This is a genomic window from Albidovulum aestuarii (assembly GCF_029961185.1).
GTDB classification, from domain to species: Bacteria; Pseudomonadota; Alphaproteobacteria; order Rhodobacterales; family Rhodobacteraceae; genus Albidovulum; species Albidovulum aestuarii.
On record NZ_JASBQQ010000003.1, the window covers coordinates 393440 to 409448 of the forward strand.

Annotated in this window: 17 protein-coding genes; 9 read left to right on the forward strand and 8 right to left on the reverse strand. The window is 63.8% G+C overall.

From position 1 onward, the window contains the following. The first annotated feature begins 21 nt into the window (after nt 1–21). The 4 genes from QKW60_RS09960 to QKW60_RS09975 all read left to right on the forward strand — a co-directional run bounded on the left by QKW60_RS09960 (nt 22) and on the right by QKW60_RS09975 (nt 2587). A complete protein-coding gene (locus QKW60_RS09960) occupies nt 22–831 on the forward strand; it encodes a trypsin-like serine peptidase (RefSeq protein WP_282368442.1) in 810 nt (269 codons plus the stop codon). Nucleotides 832–838: 7 nt separating this feature from the next. Further along, nucleotides 839–1666, forward strand: a complete 828-nt coding sequence (locus QKW60_RS09965; RefSeq protein WP_282368443.1) for a trypsin-like serine peptidase — start codon at nt 839–841, stop codon at nt 1664–1666. 124 nt (nt 1667–1790) lie between these two features. Beyond that, complete coding sequence (locus QKW60_RS09970) at nt 1791–2255, forward strand: Hsp20 family protein (RefSeq protein WP_282368444.1); 465 nt, start codon at nt 1791–1793, stop codon at nt 2253–2255. Nucleotides 2256–2440: 185 nt separating this feature from the next. Continuing rightward, on the forward strand, nt 2441–2587 hold the full coding sequence (locus QKW60_RS09975; protein ID WP_282368445.1) for a hypothetical protein: 147 nt from the start codon (nt 2441–2443) through the stop codon (nt 2585–2587). A gap of 68 nt (nt 2588–2655) precedes the next feature. Here QKW60_RS09975 and QKW60_RS09980 read toward each other — a convergent pair whose 3' ends face one another. Continuing rightward, nucleotides 2656–3135 carry a cupin domain-containing protein gene (locus QKW60_RS09980; RefSeq protein WP_282368446.1) on the reverse strand — a complete coding sequence of 160 codons (480 nt, stop codon included), beginning with the start codon at nt 3133–3135 and terminating at the stop codon, nt 2656–2658. Between the two features lie 105 nt (nt 3136–3240). Between QKW60_RS09980 and QKW60_RS09985 the strand changes: the two genes are divergently transcribed. Then, entirely contained in the window at nt 3241–4182 is a 942-nt protein-coding gene (locus QKW60_RS09985; RefSeq protein ID WP_282368447.1) for a LysR family transcriptional regulator, read from the forward strand. Between the two features lies 1 nt (nt 4183). Here the strand turns inward: QKW60_RS09985 and QKW60_RS09990 are convergent, their stop codons facing one another. Next, on the reverse strand, nt 4184–6217 hold the full coding sequence (locus QKW60_RS09990) for a vWA domain-containing protein (protein WP_282368448.1): 2034 nt from the start codon (nt 6215–6217) through the stop codon (nt 4184–4186). Continuing rightward, entirely contained in the window at nt 6214–6753 is a 540-nt protein-coding gene (locus tag QKW60_RS09995) for an RNA polymerase sigma factor (protein WP_282368449.1), read from the reverse strand. The genes QKW60_RS09990 and QKW60_RS09995 overlap by 4 nt, the downstream gene beginning before the upstream one ends. A gap of 186 nt (nt 6754–6939) precedes the next feature. Here QKW60_RS09995 and QKW60_RS10000 point away from each other — a divergent pair, with 186 nt between their 5' ends. From QKW60_RS10000 to QKW60_RS10015, 4 genes are all read left to right on the forward strand, one after another. Then, nucleotides 6940–7464: a peptidoglycan-binding protein gene (locus QKW60_RS10000; RefSeq protein ID WP_282368450.1), complete on the forward strand. Its 525-nt coding sequence runs from the start codon at nt 6940–6942 to the stop codon at nt 7462–7464. 109 nt (nt 7465–7573) lie between these two features. Beyond that, nucleotides 7574–8704 carry a DNA alkylation repair protein gene (locus QKW60_RS10005; RefSeq protein WP_282368451.1) on the forward strand — a complete coding sequence of 377 codons (1131 nt, stop codon included), beginning with the start codon at nt 7574–7576 and terminating at the stop codon, nt 8702–8704. 70 nt (nt 8705–8774) lie between these two features. Further along, the gene (locus QKW60_RS10010; protein ID WP_282368452.1) at nt 8775–9650 is read left to right on the forward strand and encodes a cation diffusion facilitator family transporter; all 876 of its coding nucleotides are present in this window, start codon (nt 8775–8777) and stop codon (nt 9648–9650) included. Nucleotides 9651–9675: 25 nt separating this feature from the next. Further along, nucleotides 9676–10896 (forward strand): serine hydrolase domain-containing protein, encoded by a 1221-nt coding sequence (locus QKW60_RS10015; protein WP_282368453.1) that lies wholly within the window; start codon nt 9676–9678, stop codon nt 10894–10896. 7 nt (nt 10897–10903) lie between these two features. Here the strand turns inward: QKW60_RS10015 and QKW60_RS10020 are convergent, their stop codons facing one another. Genes QKW60_RS10020 through QKW60_RS10040 form a run of 5 tightly spaced genes read right to left on the reverse strand, consistent with a single transcriptional unit; the run spans nt 10904 to nt 16008 of the window. Next, the gene (locus tag QKW60_RS10020) at nt 10904–12538 is read right to left on the reverse strand and encodes an amidohydrolase (protein WP_282368454.1); all 1635 of its coding nucleotides are present in this window, start codon (nt 12536–12538) and stop codon (nt 10904–10906) included. Then, nucleotides 12535–13320, reverse strand: coding sequence for a methyltransferase domain-containing protein (locus QKW60_RS10025; protein ID WP_282368455.1), 786 nt, complete (start codon nt 13318–13320; stop codon nt 12535–12537). Before QKW60_RS10025 ends, QKW60_RS10020 begins: the two co-directional genes overlap by 4 nt. A gap of 32 nt (nt 13321–13352) precedes the next feature. Next, nucleotides 13353–14234, reverse strand: coding sequence for a dimethylsulfonioproprionate lyase family protein (locus tag QKW60_RS10030; RefSeq protein WP_282368456.1), 882 nt, complete (start codon nt 14232–14234; stop codon nt 13353–13355). Beyond that, entirely contained in the window at nt 14231–15070 is an 840-nt protein-coding gene (locus QKW60_RS10035) for an ABC transporter permease subunit (protein ID WP_263738779.1), read from the reverse strand. Before QKW60_RS10035 ends, QKW60_RS10030 begins: the two co-directional genes overlap by 4 nt. Next, a complete protein-coding gene (locus QKW60_RS10040) occupies nt 15067–16008 on the reverse strand; it encodes an ABC transporter permease (protein WP_282368457.1) in 942 nt (313 codons plus the stop codon). The genes QKW60_RS10035 and QKW60_RS10040 overlap by 4 nt, the downstream gene beginning before the upstream one ends. Nucleotide 16009 lies beyond the last annotated feature (1 nt).

Sequence of the window (16009 nt, forward strand, 5' to 3'; positions counted from 1 at the left end):
TGGGCTGGGAGAGGTGGACAGATGCGGCAGACCTTGGCGGCGACAGTTTTGGCTTTCTTGCCGGTTGCGGCCCTTGGTGCCGAAACCGGTCTCAAGAGGCTGGAAACCGGTGATGCCACGCGCGGCTGGGAGGCCGTGGGCCGCATCGACATTTCCGATGATTCATTCTGTTCCGGCGCACTGATCGCACCTTCGCTTGTGCTGACCGCCGCGCATTGTCTTTACGACATGAATAGCGGCGTCATGCATGACACCGAGGATTTCACCTTCCTTGCGGGCTGGCGCAATGGACGTGCGGCTGCCTATCGCAAGGTCCGTCGTGTTCTTGCACATCCAGATTATGTCTATGAGGGCAGGGAACGTGTGGACCGGGTGGCCTATGATCTGGCCTTCCTTGAGCTCGACACGCCGATCCGGCTGCCGTCAATCCAGCCCTTTTCCATCGGGACCGATCCGCGCGGCGGCGATACGGTCGGCATCGTGTCCTACGGATTCGACCGGTCCGAAGCCCCGTCGCTCGAGGACGATTGTGAAGTGCTCGGTCGCCAGCCCGGCATTCTCGTCCTGACCTGTTCGGTTGAATTCGGGTCGTCGGGTGCCCCGATCTTCAGCATGCAGGGTGGCGAACCGGTTATCGTATCGGTCGTATCTGCCAAGGCGGAGGTCGATGGTCGGCGCGTGGCACTCGGCACGGCGATGAACCAGCCGCTGAACGAATTGCGCGCGGCCTTTGCCGCCGATGACGGGACTTTCCGTAAGGTGGTGCCTTCGGTCGGGTTCGGGAGTGCCGACAGCCAGGGCACCGGTGGCGCCAAGTTCGTAAAGCCGTGAGGGAGTGATGCGCGCGTTTGCCGGATACGTGCTGACCGCGCTTCTGCTGTCCGGTCCGTGCCTCGGTCAGGATCTTAAACGCCTGAGCCTGAGGCAGGATCTTCTCGGGCTCGAAGCGGTGGGGCGGGTCGAGGTCGGGGAAAATGGCTACTGCACCGGAACGCTCATCGCACCCGATCTCGTGCTGACGGCGGCCCATTGCATCGTCGATGACGACGGCCCGTTCGATCCCGCGGTGTTGCGGTTCCGCGCCGGGCTCAGGGATGGCAGGTCGGTGGCGGAAAGCGCGGTTGCGCGCAGTGTCGCGGATGCGAGTTACGATCCGCAGGAGACCGACGGTGCGGCCCGGGTATCGGCCGATCTCGCCCTTCTGGAACTTGCCGAACCGATTCCCGCGGCGACGGCCGCCCCTTTCCGGGTTGCGCATCTTAATGGATCGCTGCGCAGCGTAGGCGTGGTGTCCTTCGCGCGCGGCCGGGATGCGGCTCCCTCCCGGCAGGCGGAATGCGGCGTGATCGGACGGCGCGACAGGCTCATCGCGTTTGATTGCGATGTCGATTTCGGCTCGTCCGGGGCGCCGGTTTTTGACCGGTCGGGAAACCGCCCAGTCATCGTCTCGATCATCTCGGGTGGCTACCGCGATGAGGGCAAGCCGATTTCGTTCGGAATGACCCTGCCGGGCGCGGTCGACCGGCTGCGTCAGGCGCTGCGGACCGGGCGCGGGGTGAATGTCGCGGGGACAAGCACGACCGCGGATGGTTTCGCCGCGCGGCGGATCGTCCCCGGTGGCGGGACCAACAGCGCCGGGAGCGGTGCGCGGTTCATCCGTCCCTGACCCCTTGAAATCAAGAAAATCCGTCCACATCTGATCTCTGCCGGGGTGCCGAATGCGGGTCCCGGAGATGTTCAATCGCCTGACCGAAAGGTGGGCCCCAGGTATCGCTCGATGGAGGATGACCATGAGAACCTATGATTTTTCACCGCTTTACCGTGCGACCGTCGGTTTCGACCGGATCGCCGATCTGATGGACCGGGTGCTGTCGGCAGATGCGCCGCAGCCGACCTATCCGCCCTACAACATCGAAAAGACCGATGAAAATGCCTACCGCATCACCATCGCCGTCGCCGGTTTCACGGGCGATGAGCTGAATGTCGAGGTGAAGGAAGGCGCGCTTCTCGTCTCTGCCCGGAAAGCTGCCGAGGACGAGAGCAAGACCTATCTGCATCGCGGCATCGCCACCCGCGCCTTCGAGCGCCGGTTTGCGCTGGCTGATCATGTGAAGGTCACCGGTGCCACCCACGCTGACGGCATGCTGCATGTCGATCTCGTCCGCGAAGTGCCCGAAGCCCTGAAACCGCGCCGGATCGAGATCGCAGGGGCCGATACGGTCGAGGCGAAAGCCGTAGAGAAGGCCGAGGCCTGATCAGAAGACAGATGTGTGATGCGAGGGGGCGCTGATCGCGCCCCTTTTTTACGTCGGCTGCCGACCGGACGGACTGGCGCGACAATGCAGGCAAGCGGGAAACCACATCGCTAAAATCAAAACACTTCTATTCCAGCCTTTGTGCTATGATCGCTGAGATGCAGTCAGGTCCTTGGGGGTAGGACATGGTTGAATATGGAATTGCGGCAGGGGCGCATGGTGGTTCGGGCGGCATGTCCTTGGCTTGGGCAGGTCCGTTTGTCGACAACCCGGCCGTCCTGTTGATCGCGGGCATTGTGGCCGTCGGTTTTGTCTGGAAATTCGTTCGCTGACAGGCGTTGCTGGTGCGACCTGACAGACAAATGCCGATCGCCCGCCATCGGGTAAGCTGTAACCGACTTTAATGCAGGGGCGGGCCGACGATCTGGATCCGGTGTTCGGCACAGATCCAGGTGAGTTCGGCTTTCATATCTTCGGTCGGCTCTGCCGGTTCAGGCAGCGTTGCGGCGGTTGCCTTGCGGGCCACCCGGCGCACCATGCCCTCGAAATCCTTACCGGTTGTGATCGCCAGAAAATGCGCCCCGTCCTTGCTTTCGACGCGGAAGCTGTGAGGCCTGCCCTTGGGCGCCATCGCAGTGCCTCCGGCTTCGAGATAGACATCCTTGCCGTCGATATTGATGCGAAGCCGTCCCGCGAGGCAAACGAAGACCTCATCCTCCGAATGGTGGATATGCAGGGGAGGGCTGTCGCCATGGGCCGCCCATTGTTCGACGACCGAGATATTGTCCTCGCCCTGCGCGGCAGAGACCGGGATAGCCAGCAGGTTGTTGAGAAACCAGAAGAGTTCGATCCGGGACTCCGGTTGCGATAGGGCGTTCATGACGGGGTTCCTTGTCTGGTGCCACCTTCCGGGCGGCCTGCTTGCAAACTAGCGCAACTTCGCCCATCAATGAAATTGCGAGTTGTTATAGGGCCGATCCACGCCATGGATATCAATGCGCTCGACCTCAACCTGATCCGTGTTTTTGACGCGCTCTGGCAGGAGCGTGGCGTGACCCGGGCCGGCGACCGGATCGGCCTCTCGCAACCCGCCGTCAGTGCCGCGCTGAACCGATTGCGCCACGCGCTCGGCGATCAGCTTTTCGTTCGCCGCGGCAATACGATGATCCCGACGCCGCGGGCCGAAGAACTGGCGCCGCGCGCCCGATCCGCATTGGAAGAGATCGAGCGCATGCTGGCGCCCGGCCCGGCCTTTGACCCGGCGACGCTGGAGCGGACGTTCACCCTTCTGACATCCGACTTCTTTTCGATGCTGATGATGCCGCAACTGGCGGAGAAGCTGCACGGCATCGCCCCGGGGGTCCGGATACGGGTACTGGACAGCTCGCTTGGCGATGTCGAACGCATCCTGCGTGACGATCAGGCCGACATGGCACTGGAGCGTCCGATCACCTTGCCCGAAGGCGTCGCGAAAACGCCGCTTTTCCGGTCGCCGTTCGTGATGGCTGCGGCGCGGGACGATCCGGCCGTTGCGGGTCTGACCGAGGGCGAGACGATGCCGCTTGCGGTCTTCTGCAAGCTCAATCACGCCATCCGCTCGGTTGACGGCTCGATGACGGGGCAGGTCGATACAGCATTGGAACGTCACGGCCAGTCCCGCCGGGTGACGCTCGCGCTGCCGCATTTTCAGGCGGTCGCTCTGGCCGTGGCGCGGGGCGGCATGACGGCGGCGTTGCCGGTCCAGTTCGCCCGCGTGGTGCGGGAGCCATTGGGCCTGCGGTTCTTCCAGCCGCCGGTCCCGATACCGGCACCCGATATCAGCCTTTACTGGCATTCCCGTCACGACAAGGATGCGGCGCATCGCTGGATGCGCCGCATGGTGCTGGATCTGAGTGCCGAGCTGGGCTTTCAGGACACAACGCTGTAGGTCACCGGGCAAGGCTCTGGGCAAGCCGCATCAGTTGCACAGCTTCGGCGCGGTAGCCGAACGGGTCTTCACCTCGCACAGCGTTCGCAAGCCCGATCGCCTCGTCCCAACCCCATTCCCCCAGATACTTCGGATCGCTGAGAAGCTGGCCCATTCCCGCGATGGCGGCGGCGAAGTTCGCGTCGGCATCGGCCTCGCCCGGCGTTACCGGGATCGGGTTTTCGATGAGCGTCGAGATCTCTTCGCCCGGTTGCTTGTGGCGGAGCTTGAGGAAGCCGAGTTCGGCGACATCGCCTGCAAGCGTGGGTTCGGCATAGCGTAGCGGGTCGCTCAGGATGGCAGGACTTCCGACCGGCGTGACCTCGTAAAGCGCCGTTACCTGATGGCCCGCGCCGATCTCTCCCGCATCGACCTTGTCGTTGTTGAAATCCTCGCGCGCGAGCGCCCGCGTCTCATAGCCGATCAGCCGGTATTCGGCGACGGCGGCGGGGTTGAACTCGATCTGGATCTTGACGTCGTCGGCAATGGGGAAGAGCGCGCCCGAGAGTTGATCCACGAGCACCTTCTGTGCCTCTGAAAGCGTGTCGATATAGGCCGCCGTGCCGTTGCCGTTCTGCGCGAGGGCTTGCATCGTCGCGTCGTCGAGATTGCCGCGCCCGAAGCCGAGGACGGACAGGTAGGTGCCGCTGTCGCGTTTCTTCGCGATGAAATCCTTCAATTCCTCGGGGTCATGGATGCCGACGTTGAAATCGCCGTCGGTGGCCAGAAGGACCCGGCCGATCCGCCCGTCCTCGGCCATGCTCTCGGCGACCTGATAGGCCTGCCGCAAGCCTTCCGCCCCGGCGGTCGAGCCGCCCGCGTCGAGTCGGTCGAGCGCGGCGAGGATGGTGGCGCGCTCGGACGCGGCGGTGGGTTCCAGCACCAGACCGGCGGAACCGGCATAGGTGACGATGGCCACCCGGTCCTCGGGGCGGAGCTGGCCGAGCATCAGGCCGAAGGACTGTTTCAGAAGCGGCAGCTTCTTCGGGTCGTCCATCGAGCCGGACGTGTCGATGAGGAAGACGAGGTTCAGCGGCGGGCGGTCATCAGTTGCGGGCAGTTCGCCCTGAATGCCGATCCGCAGTAGCTGCGTGTTCTCGTTCCAGGGCGTCTGGAAGAGGCTCACCGAGGCGCGGAACGGAGCCTCGCCCGCATCCGGTGCGGCGTAGTCGTAGGGGAAGTAGTTCACCATCTCCTCGATCCGGACGGCCTCCTTCGGGGGGAGATAGCCGTTCGTTAGCGAGGAGCGGATGACCGAGTAGGACGCGGTGTCGGTGTCGATGGAGAAGGTGGAAACCGGTTCCTCCGCCACGATCTTCACCGGGTTCGGGTCATCGTTGGCGTAGGCTTCGGTATCCGGTTCGGGAAGCGGAGCGATCTCGGCCTCTGGAAGTGCTATCCCGCTCTGCGCGTAACCGCTGAATTGCGGGGAGTTGCCGTTGGCACTTTTCGCCGTCGCGACAGATTCGGCGGCCGGTGCGGCCAGCGCGATTGCCGGTTCATCCATCACGATCACAGGTTCCTCGGCCATCACCATGGGTGCTGCCTCCACGACGGTTTCCGCCCGGCCCAAGGCATCTGAGGAGGTCTTCGCATCGGCAATCGCCGTGTCGTCGAATTCCTCCTTGGTCTCCGCCTGCCGCAAGCGGTTTTCGTTTTCAGCAGGTGCGGGTTCCTGCACAACTGGCACTGTCGGTTGCGGCGTGACCTTCTGCCCCTCAAGGCTCGGCCAGATCATCACGCCGATCCCAATGGCGGCGACGGAGGCGGTGGCGGCGAGTGCGCCGCGGGTCGTGAGTTTCGTGAACATCTCGCGTACTCCTGTCAGAACACCCGCCCGTTCGGGGCGGTCCTGATTGGGACGCGGCTTGGTCGCGGTTTCTTGGTGGCGGTCGAAGTTTTCCGTCGCGAGGCGCAGGGTTTCGGCCTTCGCCGCCGGATCGGGGGCGGGGTTGGCCTTCAGGCCCGCGCGAAGCTTGTCGAATTCATCGCTCATAACATGCCCTCCGCCCGCGCCATTTCGCGCAGGCGTTTCTTGACCTCGCTCATCCGCCAGGCGACGGTGCCTTCGGAAACGCCGAGCACTTCGGCCGCGTCCTTCTGGCTCAGCTCCTCGCCCAGCGTCAGCGCGACCGTATCCCTCAGTTCCGGCGTCAGCCGCGCCATCGTGGCGGTCAGCCAGTCTTCGGCCTCCTCGGCCTCGGCAATCTCGGCGCGCCGTGCAATCTCCCAGTCGCCCCAGCCATCCGCTGCCTTCCGGTGCGTCGCCATCCGGCGGCGGCGGTCATGGGCGGCATTGACGGTGACCCGGTAGAGCCAGGTCGTGAACCGCGCAGCCTGCCGGTAGCTGCCAAGCTTGGCGGGCAGCGCCAGACATATGTCCTGCGTCAGGTCCTCAGCCTCGGCCTTCGACCCGGTCAGACGGAATGACAACCCGAAGACCCGGTCGTAATGCCGGTTGAGGAGCGCCGCGAAGGCTTCGCGGTCTCCGTTCGCGGCGGCAATCGCCAGGGCCTCATCCGGTGTTTGCATGCGCATGACGGAACTATGACGCAGGGGCGGCGTCAATCCTTGGTGGTTGGGCGAAAAAATTTTCGATACAAAACAGGCGCAAAGCGGACACCGGGCGCCCGGTTATCGCATAACGAGGGGCTGATTTTGCCTAGCAACCCGCGGTCGGCCATATCGGGGCAAGTGTTCAGCACGAAAGGAAACGACATGCTGCCCAATGTCAGACGCACCACGATTTCCGGTATTGCCGCCCTGTCGCTGGCAATGACCGCCGCCGCCCCCGCCCATGCCTGGGGCAAGAAGGAACAGGACCTCGTCAAGGGTCTCGCCGCAGCTGCCATCATCGGCGCGGTGATCCTGAACAACCGCAACAGCCAACCGGCCACGACCCAGCGCTATACCCAGCCGCAGTACCAGCCGCCGGCTCAGACCTACCGCGCCCCGGCAAGCTATCAGCAGCCAACCTACCAGCCGAGCTATCAGCAACCGTCCTATCAGTCCGGCATTTATTCGAGCCCGGCGGCGCAGGCCTTTAACAGACTCTCGGCCCATGAGCGTCGCGCGGTGCAGACCCGGTTGTCGAACTGGGGCTACTACCATGGCGGCATCGATGGTTCGTTCGGGCCGCAGACGCATCGGGCGATCATGGCCTATGCCGGTGACACGCAGGGCACCAACCAGCTTTCGACCACCGCCGGTGCCTACGACTTCTACGCTCAGCTGATCGGGTAGCCGTCATCCTCCTGACAGGAGGGTGGCAGGAGCGCGTCACTCACGGGCTTGGCGCTCCGTCCCCGACCATGGCAGGGTCCTTCGGGTCTTGCCATGGTCGGGGACCCTCATGGAACCGTTTAAATCCGTCTATTCACCCGGCCTCGTGAGCCTGATCGGGCGTCTGATGTCACGCCATTGGGCAGGATTTAAGGCCGGAGCCTTCGAGAATGCGGTCTTGCCCGGTTTGGAGGCGCTGGAACTGAAAGCCCGCGCCCAGCTGATTGCGGATGCGCTACATGCGCAGTTGCCGGGCGATGCGGAGGAACGCAACCGCATCCTGACGGCGGTGTTGCATCCCGATCCTCTGGACCATGCCGCCGCGCCGTCGGATGAAGACGGCATCTGTGGCTGGGGTATCTTGCCGCTGACCATGATCGTCGGCCAGCACGGGCTGGACGCGTTCGACAGTTCGATGGCGGCGCTGGCCGAGATGACCAAGCGCTTTTCGTCGGAATTCGGCATCCGCCATTTCCTGCTGGCCGATCAGGACCGGGCCCTGTTGATCATGTCGCGTTGGGCTGATGACCCAAACCGCCATGTGCGCCGTCTGGTTTCGGAAGGAACGCGCCCACGTCTTCCATGGGCCATGCAATTGCCCGCGCTCAGGGCCGATCCCGCACCGGCCCTACCGCTGCTGACACGGCTGCGCGACGATCCCGAGGAATATGTCCGGCGGTCCGTTGCAAACCATCTGAACGATATCGCCAAGGATCATCCCACCCTCGTGACGCGCATCGCGCGGGACTGGATGGATGGTGCGGATCAACCGCGCCGGGCGCTCCTGCGCCACGCCTGCCGCGGACTGATCAAGGCGGGCGATGCCGATACGCTTGCCGTCTTCGGCCGGATGCCACCACGCCTTGCGCCGGTCGTGCCGCATCTTTCGGCGGACCGGGTCGGGATGGGCGAAGACCTGACCATTGCCGCCAACCTCACTTCGACAGCGGCAGGGCCGCAGGAGCTGACGGTCGATTACGTCCTCCACTTCCGAAAGGCGAATGGCCAGCTTTCTCCGAAGGTGTTCAAGGGGGCGACGCTGACGCTTCAAGCCGGGGAAAGCCGAGAATTTCGGCGTACCCACCGCTTTCGCGAGGTCACGACCCGGCGGCACTATCCGGGGCAACATGCCATCACACTCAGGGTGAACGGGCAGGACAGTGACAGTGTGGCGTTCCACCTTGCCTGCGCTGCGCCGTGAGAGCGGTACGCCTTTCGCGCCCCGTCCGGGGATGGTATGAGCCCGGTCAAAGACCTGCCGGATCAAGCACGTGCAAAAGACTTCTCTCAACCTATCCGCCGGGATCGCCTCGGTCTCGGTCGCGCTGATCCTCGTGGCGCTCAAACTCTGGGCGCTTGGCGCCACTTCGGCGCTGTCGGTCGCGGCCTCGCTGGCGGACAGTGCGCTTGACCTGATGATGTCCTTGGGTGGGCTGATGGCGATCTTCTACGCGGCGCGGCCCGCCGATGAAGATCACGCATTCGGCCATACCTCGGTCGAGGACCTGGCGGCCCTTGCGCAATCGGTGTTTATCGTCATTTCGGGCGTTGTTATCGGCACCGGAGCGGTGCGAAGGCTCCTGTCCGATACGCCGACTGCACTTGCGCAAGAGGGGCGTGGTATCGCCGTCATGGTGGTGTCGATCCTTCTGACGGTGGCGCTCGTGCTCTGGCAGAGGCGGGTCGCGCGGATGACCGGCAACAAGGTCGTTGCGGCGGATTCTTTGCATTACATGTCCGACCTGATGCCGTCCGTGGGCGCCATCGGCGCCTTGTGGATCTCGCGCCATTTTGGTGTCGGTCAGGTTGACAGCGTGGTGGCCCTCGCCGCAGCCCTGATGCTGATCTTCGGCGCGATACGGATCGGCAAGGGGGCCTGGGATGCGCTTATGGATCGGCGTGCGGACCCCGAGCTGATCGCCGCAATCGGCGAGCTTGCCGGAACCTGGCCGGGCGTGCATGGTTTCCACGATCTGAAGACGCGGATGGCGGGCAGCAGGGTTTTCGTAAATATCCATATTGAGCTGGACGGGGATCAGTCGCTGCGCGACGCCCATGCCATCGGTGCCGGATTGCGCCGGAAGATCATCGAGACATGGCCGCAATGCGATGTGATCGTGCACAAGGATGTCGCGGGCGAGCGGTAAGAGGCAGGGGACGGAAGGGAACAGAATGAACAGTTATCTCAATTCCGAGACACCTCCGCCGATCATGGTGGGCACGCCACCACCGCCCGAATGGCGGGTGCCGATGATCGACTGGGACAGGCCGCCCTGGAATCGCTGGGCCTTCCAGCATATGCGCAAGTTGTTGCCGACCGCACCGGTCCCGCGTGGCGATCATGTGCGGCCACTTGAAGAGGCGGCGGCACCGATCGAGGGGATAACCTTTGACACGGGCACAGGCCCCACGACCGTCGCCGAATGGATCGACCGGACCTATACAGACGGCTTTCTGGTGCTGATGGATGGCAGGATCATCCACGAATCCTACTGGAACGGTATGAGCCTCGGATCGCTGCACCTTATGCAGTCGGTGTCGAAGTCCATAACCGCGACCGCTGCCGCGCCGCTGATCGAGGAGGGGCTGCTCGATCCTTATGCGCTGGTCACCGATGTCCTTCCGGAACTCGCCACCACAGCTTGGGCCGGTGCTAAGCTCGGCCAGGTCATGGATATGACGTCGGGCGTTCGGTTCGACGAATCCGACTATGCGAACCGTATGAGCGATATCGGCAAGATGGATGTCGCATCGGGCTGGAAACCGGTTCCGCCCGGCTATGAACACGTCGACTGGCCTGGTTCGGTCCATGACCAGATCCTGTCGCTGACGACCGCAGAGGCCGCGCATGGCGCGCGGTTCGAATACCGGTCGATTGAAACCGATGTACTTGCCCATGCGATGGAGCGGGTGACGGGACAGCGTCTGCCCGAAATCGTCTCGGATCGGCTCTGGAAACCGCTCGGGGCCGAGGCGGAGGCCTATTTTACCGTCGATCCGTCTGGTTACGCACTGGCCTGCGGCGGCTTCAACGCCGGCCTGCGCGATCTCGCCCGCTTCGGTCAGCTTTACCTCGACGGTGGCATGGTTGCGGGGCGTCAGGTCATTCCCCATGCCTGGATCGCTGATGTGCAAGGCGGCGATCACGGCCATTTCAACGACCATGGGCGGGATTACTTCCCGAACGGCTGCTACCGGAACCAGTTTTGGATCGAGGACCGGGACCGCCAAGGCCATTTCTGCCTCGGTGTCTTCGGGCAATGCATCTATGTATCACCCGAGCGCGGCATGGTCTTTGTGAAACTCTCCACATGGCCCGAGGCCACAAATCCGCAGCGCATGAAGGATACGGTTGCGGCGTTCCATGCCATCGCCGGATATTTCGGCCGCTAAACCGGTCTCATATCTGTTTGTAAACCACGTCGCCGCCGACCACCGTCATGATGACGCTCGTGCTTCCGATTTCATGGTCGGGGCAGGTGAAGATGTCGCGGTCGAGCAGGATCAGATCCGCCGCCTTGCCAATGGCGAGAGAGCCGGTTTCGGCCAATCTCCAGGCTGCCGCCGCGGCTTCGGTCGTGTAGCCCGCGACAGCTTCCATCCGTGTGATGCGCTCTTCAGGAACGAAGGGCGGCACTTTGCCTTCGGCTGCGGGGGGCTGGCGGGTGACGGCGGTTTCGATGATCTCGAACGGATTCAGGGTGGAAACGCCCCAGTCGCTGGACAGGGCCATCGCGGCGCCGCCATCAAGCAGCGACCGGAACGCATAGATCCAGCGGCTGCGTACATTGCCGACCATCGGCACGGCGACATCAGTCACAGACGGTTCGTCGCGGGCCCAGAGCGGCTGGACATTGGCCATGACCCCGAGCGCCCGGAAGCGCGGAATATCGGCGGGATCGAGGAACTGGATATGGGCGATCTGGTGTAGCGAGGGCCAGTCGCCATTCGCGATCCGCGCCGCCTCGCAGCCGTCGAGCGCGGCCCGAACCGCCATGTCGCCTATGGCGTGGACGTGGATCTGGAAGCGCGCGGCGTCGAAGGCCGTGAACATCTCGTTGATCTGGTCGGGCGTGAACATCAGGGGCGCGTTGCCGCCCTCGGCGTCCGAATAGGGCGCGATCATCGCGGCTGTCCGGTTCTCGACGACGCCGTCGAGGAAGAACTTGGCCGAATGCACCTTGAAGCGCGGCCCCCTCGCGCTGGCTCGGAAGGCAGTCAGACGCTCGACCGCGCCTTCCGTCGTGTCGAACGCGTTGACGAGCGCGGTTGCCGCCACCCGCAATGTCAGCTCGCCCGCAGCTTCCAGCGCGCGGTAGACGCGGACATGGCGCTCCTCCACCTTGGCGTCGATGACGCCGGTGATGCCATGGCGATGGGCGAGCGCCTGCGCCCATTTCACGCCTGCGGCAAAGTCGGCGTCGGAGGGGTGAGGCATACGGCTTTCGGCCCACATGACCGCGTTTTCGTAGAGCATGCCGGTGGGCTCGCCACTGGCATCCGTAACGAAATGGCCGTTCTGCGGATCGGGCGTTCCGGGTTCTAGCCCGACCGCCTTGCAGCCGAGCGTATTCATGCAGCCGTTATGCCCGTCCGAGGCGACGATCAGGCAGGGCCGGTCGGGAACCGCCCGGTCGAGAAGATGACGGTCGAGGTTCTGCGCGGTGAAGATGCCAGAATACCAGCCGGTGCCATTGACCCATGGCCGGGAGTGCGTTTTCGCGAAGGCCGACAATGTCGCCACGATGTCGTCAGGGCTGCGCGCGGCAGAAAGATCGGCGTTCCGGCTGTAATCCTGCCCGCTGTCCTGAAGATGGATATGGGTGTCCTGAAACCCCGGCAGCACCAGCCGCCCGCCCGCGTCGATCACCCGGGTGGTGGCATGCGCCAATGCCCGGATATCGGCACTGTTCCCTAGCGCCGCGACACGCCCGTTCCGGACAGCCAGCGCCTCCGCATAGGGAATCGCCCCGTCCATCGTGACGATGCGCGCATTGATGACGATCAGGTCAACGGAATGTGTGTTCGCGGTCATTGGGGTTTGCGGGCCTTGAGGTGGGTCGGGCAATGCTCGCCGGTGTCCAGCACGGGGATCATCCTTTGCCAGATGCCGATATTGTCATCCACGAAATCCTGCCCGACCAGCTTGGCCGCCGCCTGCCCGACCGGGCCTTTGAGGCGGTCAAGTTCCGATCTTGCGGTGTCGCGGTACCAGGGGTTGCGGCTTGTGATCGTGATGTCGGTGAAGCCTGCTTCGACCATGGCCTCGCGGTAGCGGCCGGGTGAGGCCATGCCGAAATCGAGCCCCTCGGCGGCGATATAGGCGGCCATCTCGGCGCTTGGCGCGCCGTCATGGCCGATCAGCCAGTCTGACGCGATGAACCATCCCCCGGGGCGCAGCACGCGGAAGACCTCGCGCATGAGGGCGTGCTTGTCGGGGATGTGGACGATGGAGTCTTTGGAAAAGACGATGTCGAAGGTAGAGGGCGGGAAGGGCAGAGGGCCGGGAACGACTTTCAGGCAGCCGATGCGATCCGACAGCCCGGCGTCCGAGATCACTTCGCGGGCGCGGGTCAGAACGGTGTCCTCGACGTCGATCCCGGTGACGTAACCCGCGCCGTGGTTGCTGATGAGCGCGACGTCGATCCCGCCCGCGCCGCAACCGATGTCGAGAATGGCCTTGCCGCCGAGGTGCATTCCGGCAACGACCCGACCGACCTCGTCCGGACCGCCCGGGGACAGGAAGCCCGTGCCCCAGAGAGCCTCGAGCATGTCTATCAGGCGTCTGTGATAAAGCTCGCCACCTTCCGCTTCCATGTCCCCGTCCTCCCTCTCTTGCCTGATCTGGGTCAGGCGCTGATTTTCTGACGTTCAAGCGCGTCCCAGTCCGTGGCCGCGATGATCTGCGCGGGTTCGTTCACGTCGCGTGTCCAGCAGTAGATGCACAGGAACGGAACCGGGCCCACCTTGGTCAGATGCGGCTGGCCGGGCTCGTTCCAGACCGGCTCATGCGCGGGTTTGACGGTGATCGGTCCTTCCGGAGCGAAGCGCCAGCCATGCGGTCCGGTCAGGGGTGCATAAAGCTCTGGCGCGGGATGCGCGTGGTCGCGGTAGAGCAGACCGGGCGCGATCAGGAAAAGGCCGAGATCGAAGTCGTCGGCGGCAATCGCGCCCTCTCCGATCAGCGAGGTATAGGCGTGGCCGGCGTTGAAAGCGGTGCCGATCTGTTCCGGGGGGTAGCTGTCATAGACGCGCCAGCACAGATGCGGTTCGGCCATTTCGATCGCGGTGGCAAGGGCAGGGTGACTGTCGGTGAGTGCCGCAAGCGCTGCGGGCAGATAGGCGCGGACGGTCGCGTCCGGGCCGCGTGGTTCAGGCCGCACGGGACCATCGCGGAGGGCAGCCAGTCCGGCGCGGGATTCTGCGATACCGGCACCGGGGAGGGTCGCGAGATAGCGGTCGACCTCATCCAGCAGAAGCCGCAATGCCTGCTCGCGGTTCAGATCGGGCGGAGGGGGCAGGTTCGGTGCAAGACCGCGCGTCGCCATGAGTGCCGCGGGGTCGTCACCATCGCGCGCCGAGCAGATGCGGTAGACCTCAAGGGCCTCGGATGACAGCAGACCCTTGCAGTTGAAGTACATCGCGGCGGCATAACGCACGCGCCCCGAACCCGGCTGTCCAAGCGCGGCGTAAAGGTCGACACGTGCGCGCGCATCGTCCCGTGCGGTCATTGGTTGGCCTGATAGGCAAGCTGGATGTCAAGCTCGCGGCGCTTTTCCGCGCGGTTCAGGAGCCAGCCCGCGGTAAAGACCCCAATGCCCACGATCACCACCGTGATCGTCGCCAGAGCATTGATATCAGGCGTGACGCCAAGCTTGACCTTCGACCAGATCAGGATCGGCAGGGTCGTCGTGCCCGGCCCGGTGGTGAAGTTCGTGATAACCACATCGTCGAGCGAGATGGTGAAGGCCAGAAGCCAGCCCGACAGGATTGCAGGGGAGATGACCGGCAGCGTGATATCCTTCATCACCTGCCATGGGCGGCTGCCCAGATCCATCGCGGCCTCTTCAATGGCCTCATCGGCTTGGACGAGGCGGGAATGGACGATGGTCGTGACGAAGACCATTGAGAAGGTGATGTGGGCCAGCGTCACCGTGGTGAAGCCGCGCGTCGCGGGCCAGCCGATATATTCGGCCATCAGTATGAAGAGCATGAGCGAGGCGATGCCGGTGATCACTTCGGGCATGACGAGCGGGGCGGTCACGAGACCGGAAAACAAGGTGCGTCCGCGGAACCTCTTGAACCGCGCCATCGCGATGCCCGCCATGGTGCCGAGGATGGTCGCGACCGTGGCGCTGAGGACCGCGATCTCCAAGGACAGGATAACCGCCTTCAGGACCTGCCGGTTGGACAGCAGCGAGATGTACCACTTGGTGGAGAACCCGCCCCAGACGGTCGCCAGCCGCGATCCGTTGAACGAATAGACCATCATCGAAATGATCGGGATGTAGAAGAAAGCGAATCCGAAGCAGAGCATTGTGATCAGGAAGACGGGCCGGCGGTTCATGTTGCCTCCTTCTGTGCTTTCTCATGCGCCTTGCCGTCGTAATAGGTGTAGATCATCAGCGGTACGACGAGGAGGAGGAGGAGCGCCACGGCCACGGCCGAGGCCATCGGCCAGTCCCGCGCCGAGGCGAATTCGTCGGAGATGACGCGGCCGATCATCGGCCGTGAGGAGGAGCCGACGAGCGAGGGGATGATCAGTTCGCCCGAGGCCGGGATGAACACCAGAAGCGATCCGGCGATGATACCCGGCACCGACAGGGGCAGCGTCACGTCGCGGAAGACCTGAAACGGTTTCGATCCGAGATCCATCGCCGCTTCGTTCAGCGAGATGTCGAGCTTTTCAAGATTGGCATAGAGCGGCAGGATCATGAACGGCAGATAGGAATAGACCGTCACCAGCACGACCGCGAAGCCGGTATTCATCATCGGGATGTAGCGCAGCGCCATGTCGGACGGGACGATCCAGTTGTAGGCGCCCGTCAGAAGCTTGTTGAACCAGCTGTTCGTGCCCATGAGCCCCATCCACGCATAGACCCGCAAAAGGAACGAGGTCCAGAACGGCAGGATCACCAGCATCAGGAGGACGTTGCGCCATGACCGGCTGACCCGCGTCAGGCCCAAAGCCATCGGATAGCCGATCAGAAGGCACATCAAGGTCGCGAATGTCGCGTTGCCGATGGAATTCAGATAGGCGCGGATATAGAGGTCGTCGCTGAAAAGCCGCGCATAGTGGTCGGTGTTCATCACCGGATAGTCACCGCCGAAGGAGAAGGGTGGGGCGGTCGGTGTGCGCGTGGCGAAGCTCATCGCCATGACGATGACGAAAGGCAGAAGGAAGAACAGCGCCAGCCAGATATAGGGGGTCGCGATGGTGATCTTGATCCAGCCGCGCCGGTTGAACCATTTCCGCAAGCTTGCAGAGCGTGACGAGAGGCTCATC

Excerpts from the sequence above, each read along its gene's own strand:
- QKW60_RS09960 (WP_282368442.1), top strand. The coding sequence starts at position 22 with ATGCGGCAGACCTTGGCGGCGACAGTTTTGGCTTTCTTGCCGGTTGCG.
- QKW60_RS09965 (WP_282368443.1), top strand. The coding sequence starts at position 839 with ATGCGCGCGTTTGCCGGATACGTGCTGACCGCGCTTCTGCTGTCCGGT.
- QKW60_RS09970 (WP_282368444.1), top strand. The coding sequence starts at position 1,791 with ATGAGAACCTATGATTTTTCACCGCTTTACCGTGCGACCGTCGGTTTC.
- QKW60_RS09975 (WP_282368445.1), top strand. The coding sequence starts at position 2,441 with ATGGTTGAATATGGAATTGCGGCAGGGGCGCATGGTGGTTCGGGCGGC.
- QKW60_RS09980 (WP_282368446.1), bottom strand. The coding sequence starts at position 3,135 with ATGAACGCCCTATCGCAACCGGAGTCCCGGATCGAACTCTTCTGGTTT.
- QKW60_RS09985 (WP_282368447.1), top strand. The coding sequence starts at position 3,241 with ATGGATATCAATGCGCTCGACCTCAACCTGATCCGTGTTTTTGACGCG.
- QKW60_RS09990 (WP_282368448.1), bottom strand. The coding sequence starts at position 6,217 with ATGAGCGATGAATTCGACAAGCTTCGCGCGGGCCTGAAGGCCAACCCC.
- QKW60_RS09995 (WP_282368449.1), bottom strand. The coding sequence starts at position 6,753 with ATGCAAACACCGGATGAGGCCCTGGCGATTGCCGCCGCGAACGGAGAC.
- QKW60_RS10000 (WP_282368450.1), top strand. The coding sequence starts at position 6,940 with ATGCTGCCCAATGTCAGACGCACCACGATTTCCGGTATTGCCGCCCTG.
- QKW60_RS10005 (WP_282368451.1), top strand. The coding sequence starts at position 7,574 with ATGGAACCGTTTAAATCCGTCTATTCACCCGGCCTCGTGAGCCTGATC.
- QKW60_RS10015 (WP_282368453.1), top strand. The coding sequence starts at position 9,676 with ATGAACAGTTATCTCAATTCCGAGACACCTCCGCCGATCATGGTGGGC.
- QKW60_RS10020 (WP_282368454.1), bottom strand. The coding sequence starts at position 12,538 with ATGACCGCGAACACACATTCCGTTGACCTGATCGTCATCAATGCGCGC.
- QKW60_RS10025 (WP_282368455.1), bottom strand. The coding sequence starts at position 13,320 with ATGGAAGCGGAAGGTGGCGAGCTTTATCACAGACGCCTGATAGACATG.
- QKW60_RS10030 (WP_282368456.1), bottom strand. The coding sequence starts at position 14,234 with ATGACCGCACGGGACGATGCGCGCGCACGTGTCGACCTTTACGCCGCG.
- QKW60_RS10035 (WP_263738779.1), bottom strand. The coding sequence starts at position 15,070 with ATGAACCGCCGGCCCGTCTTCCTGATCACAATGCTCTGCTTCGGATTC.
- QKW60_RS10040 (WP_282368457.1), bottom strand. The coding sequence starts at position 16,008 with ATGAGCCTCTCGTCACGCTCTGCAAGCTTGCGGAAATGGTTCAACCGG.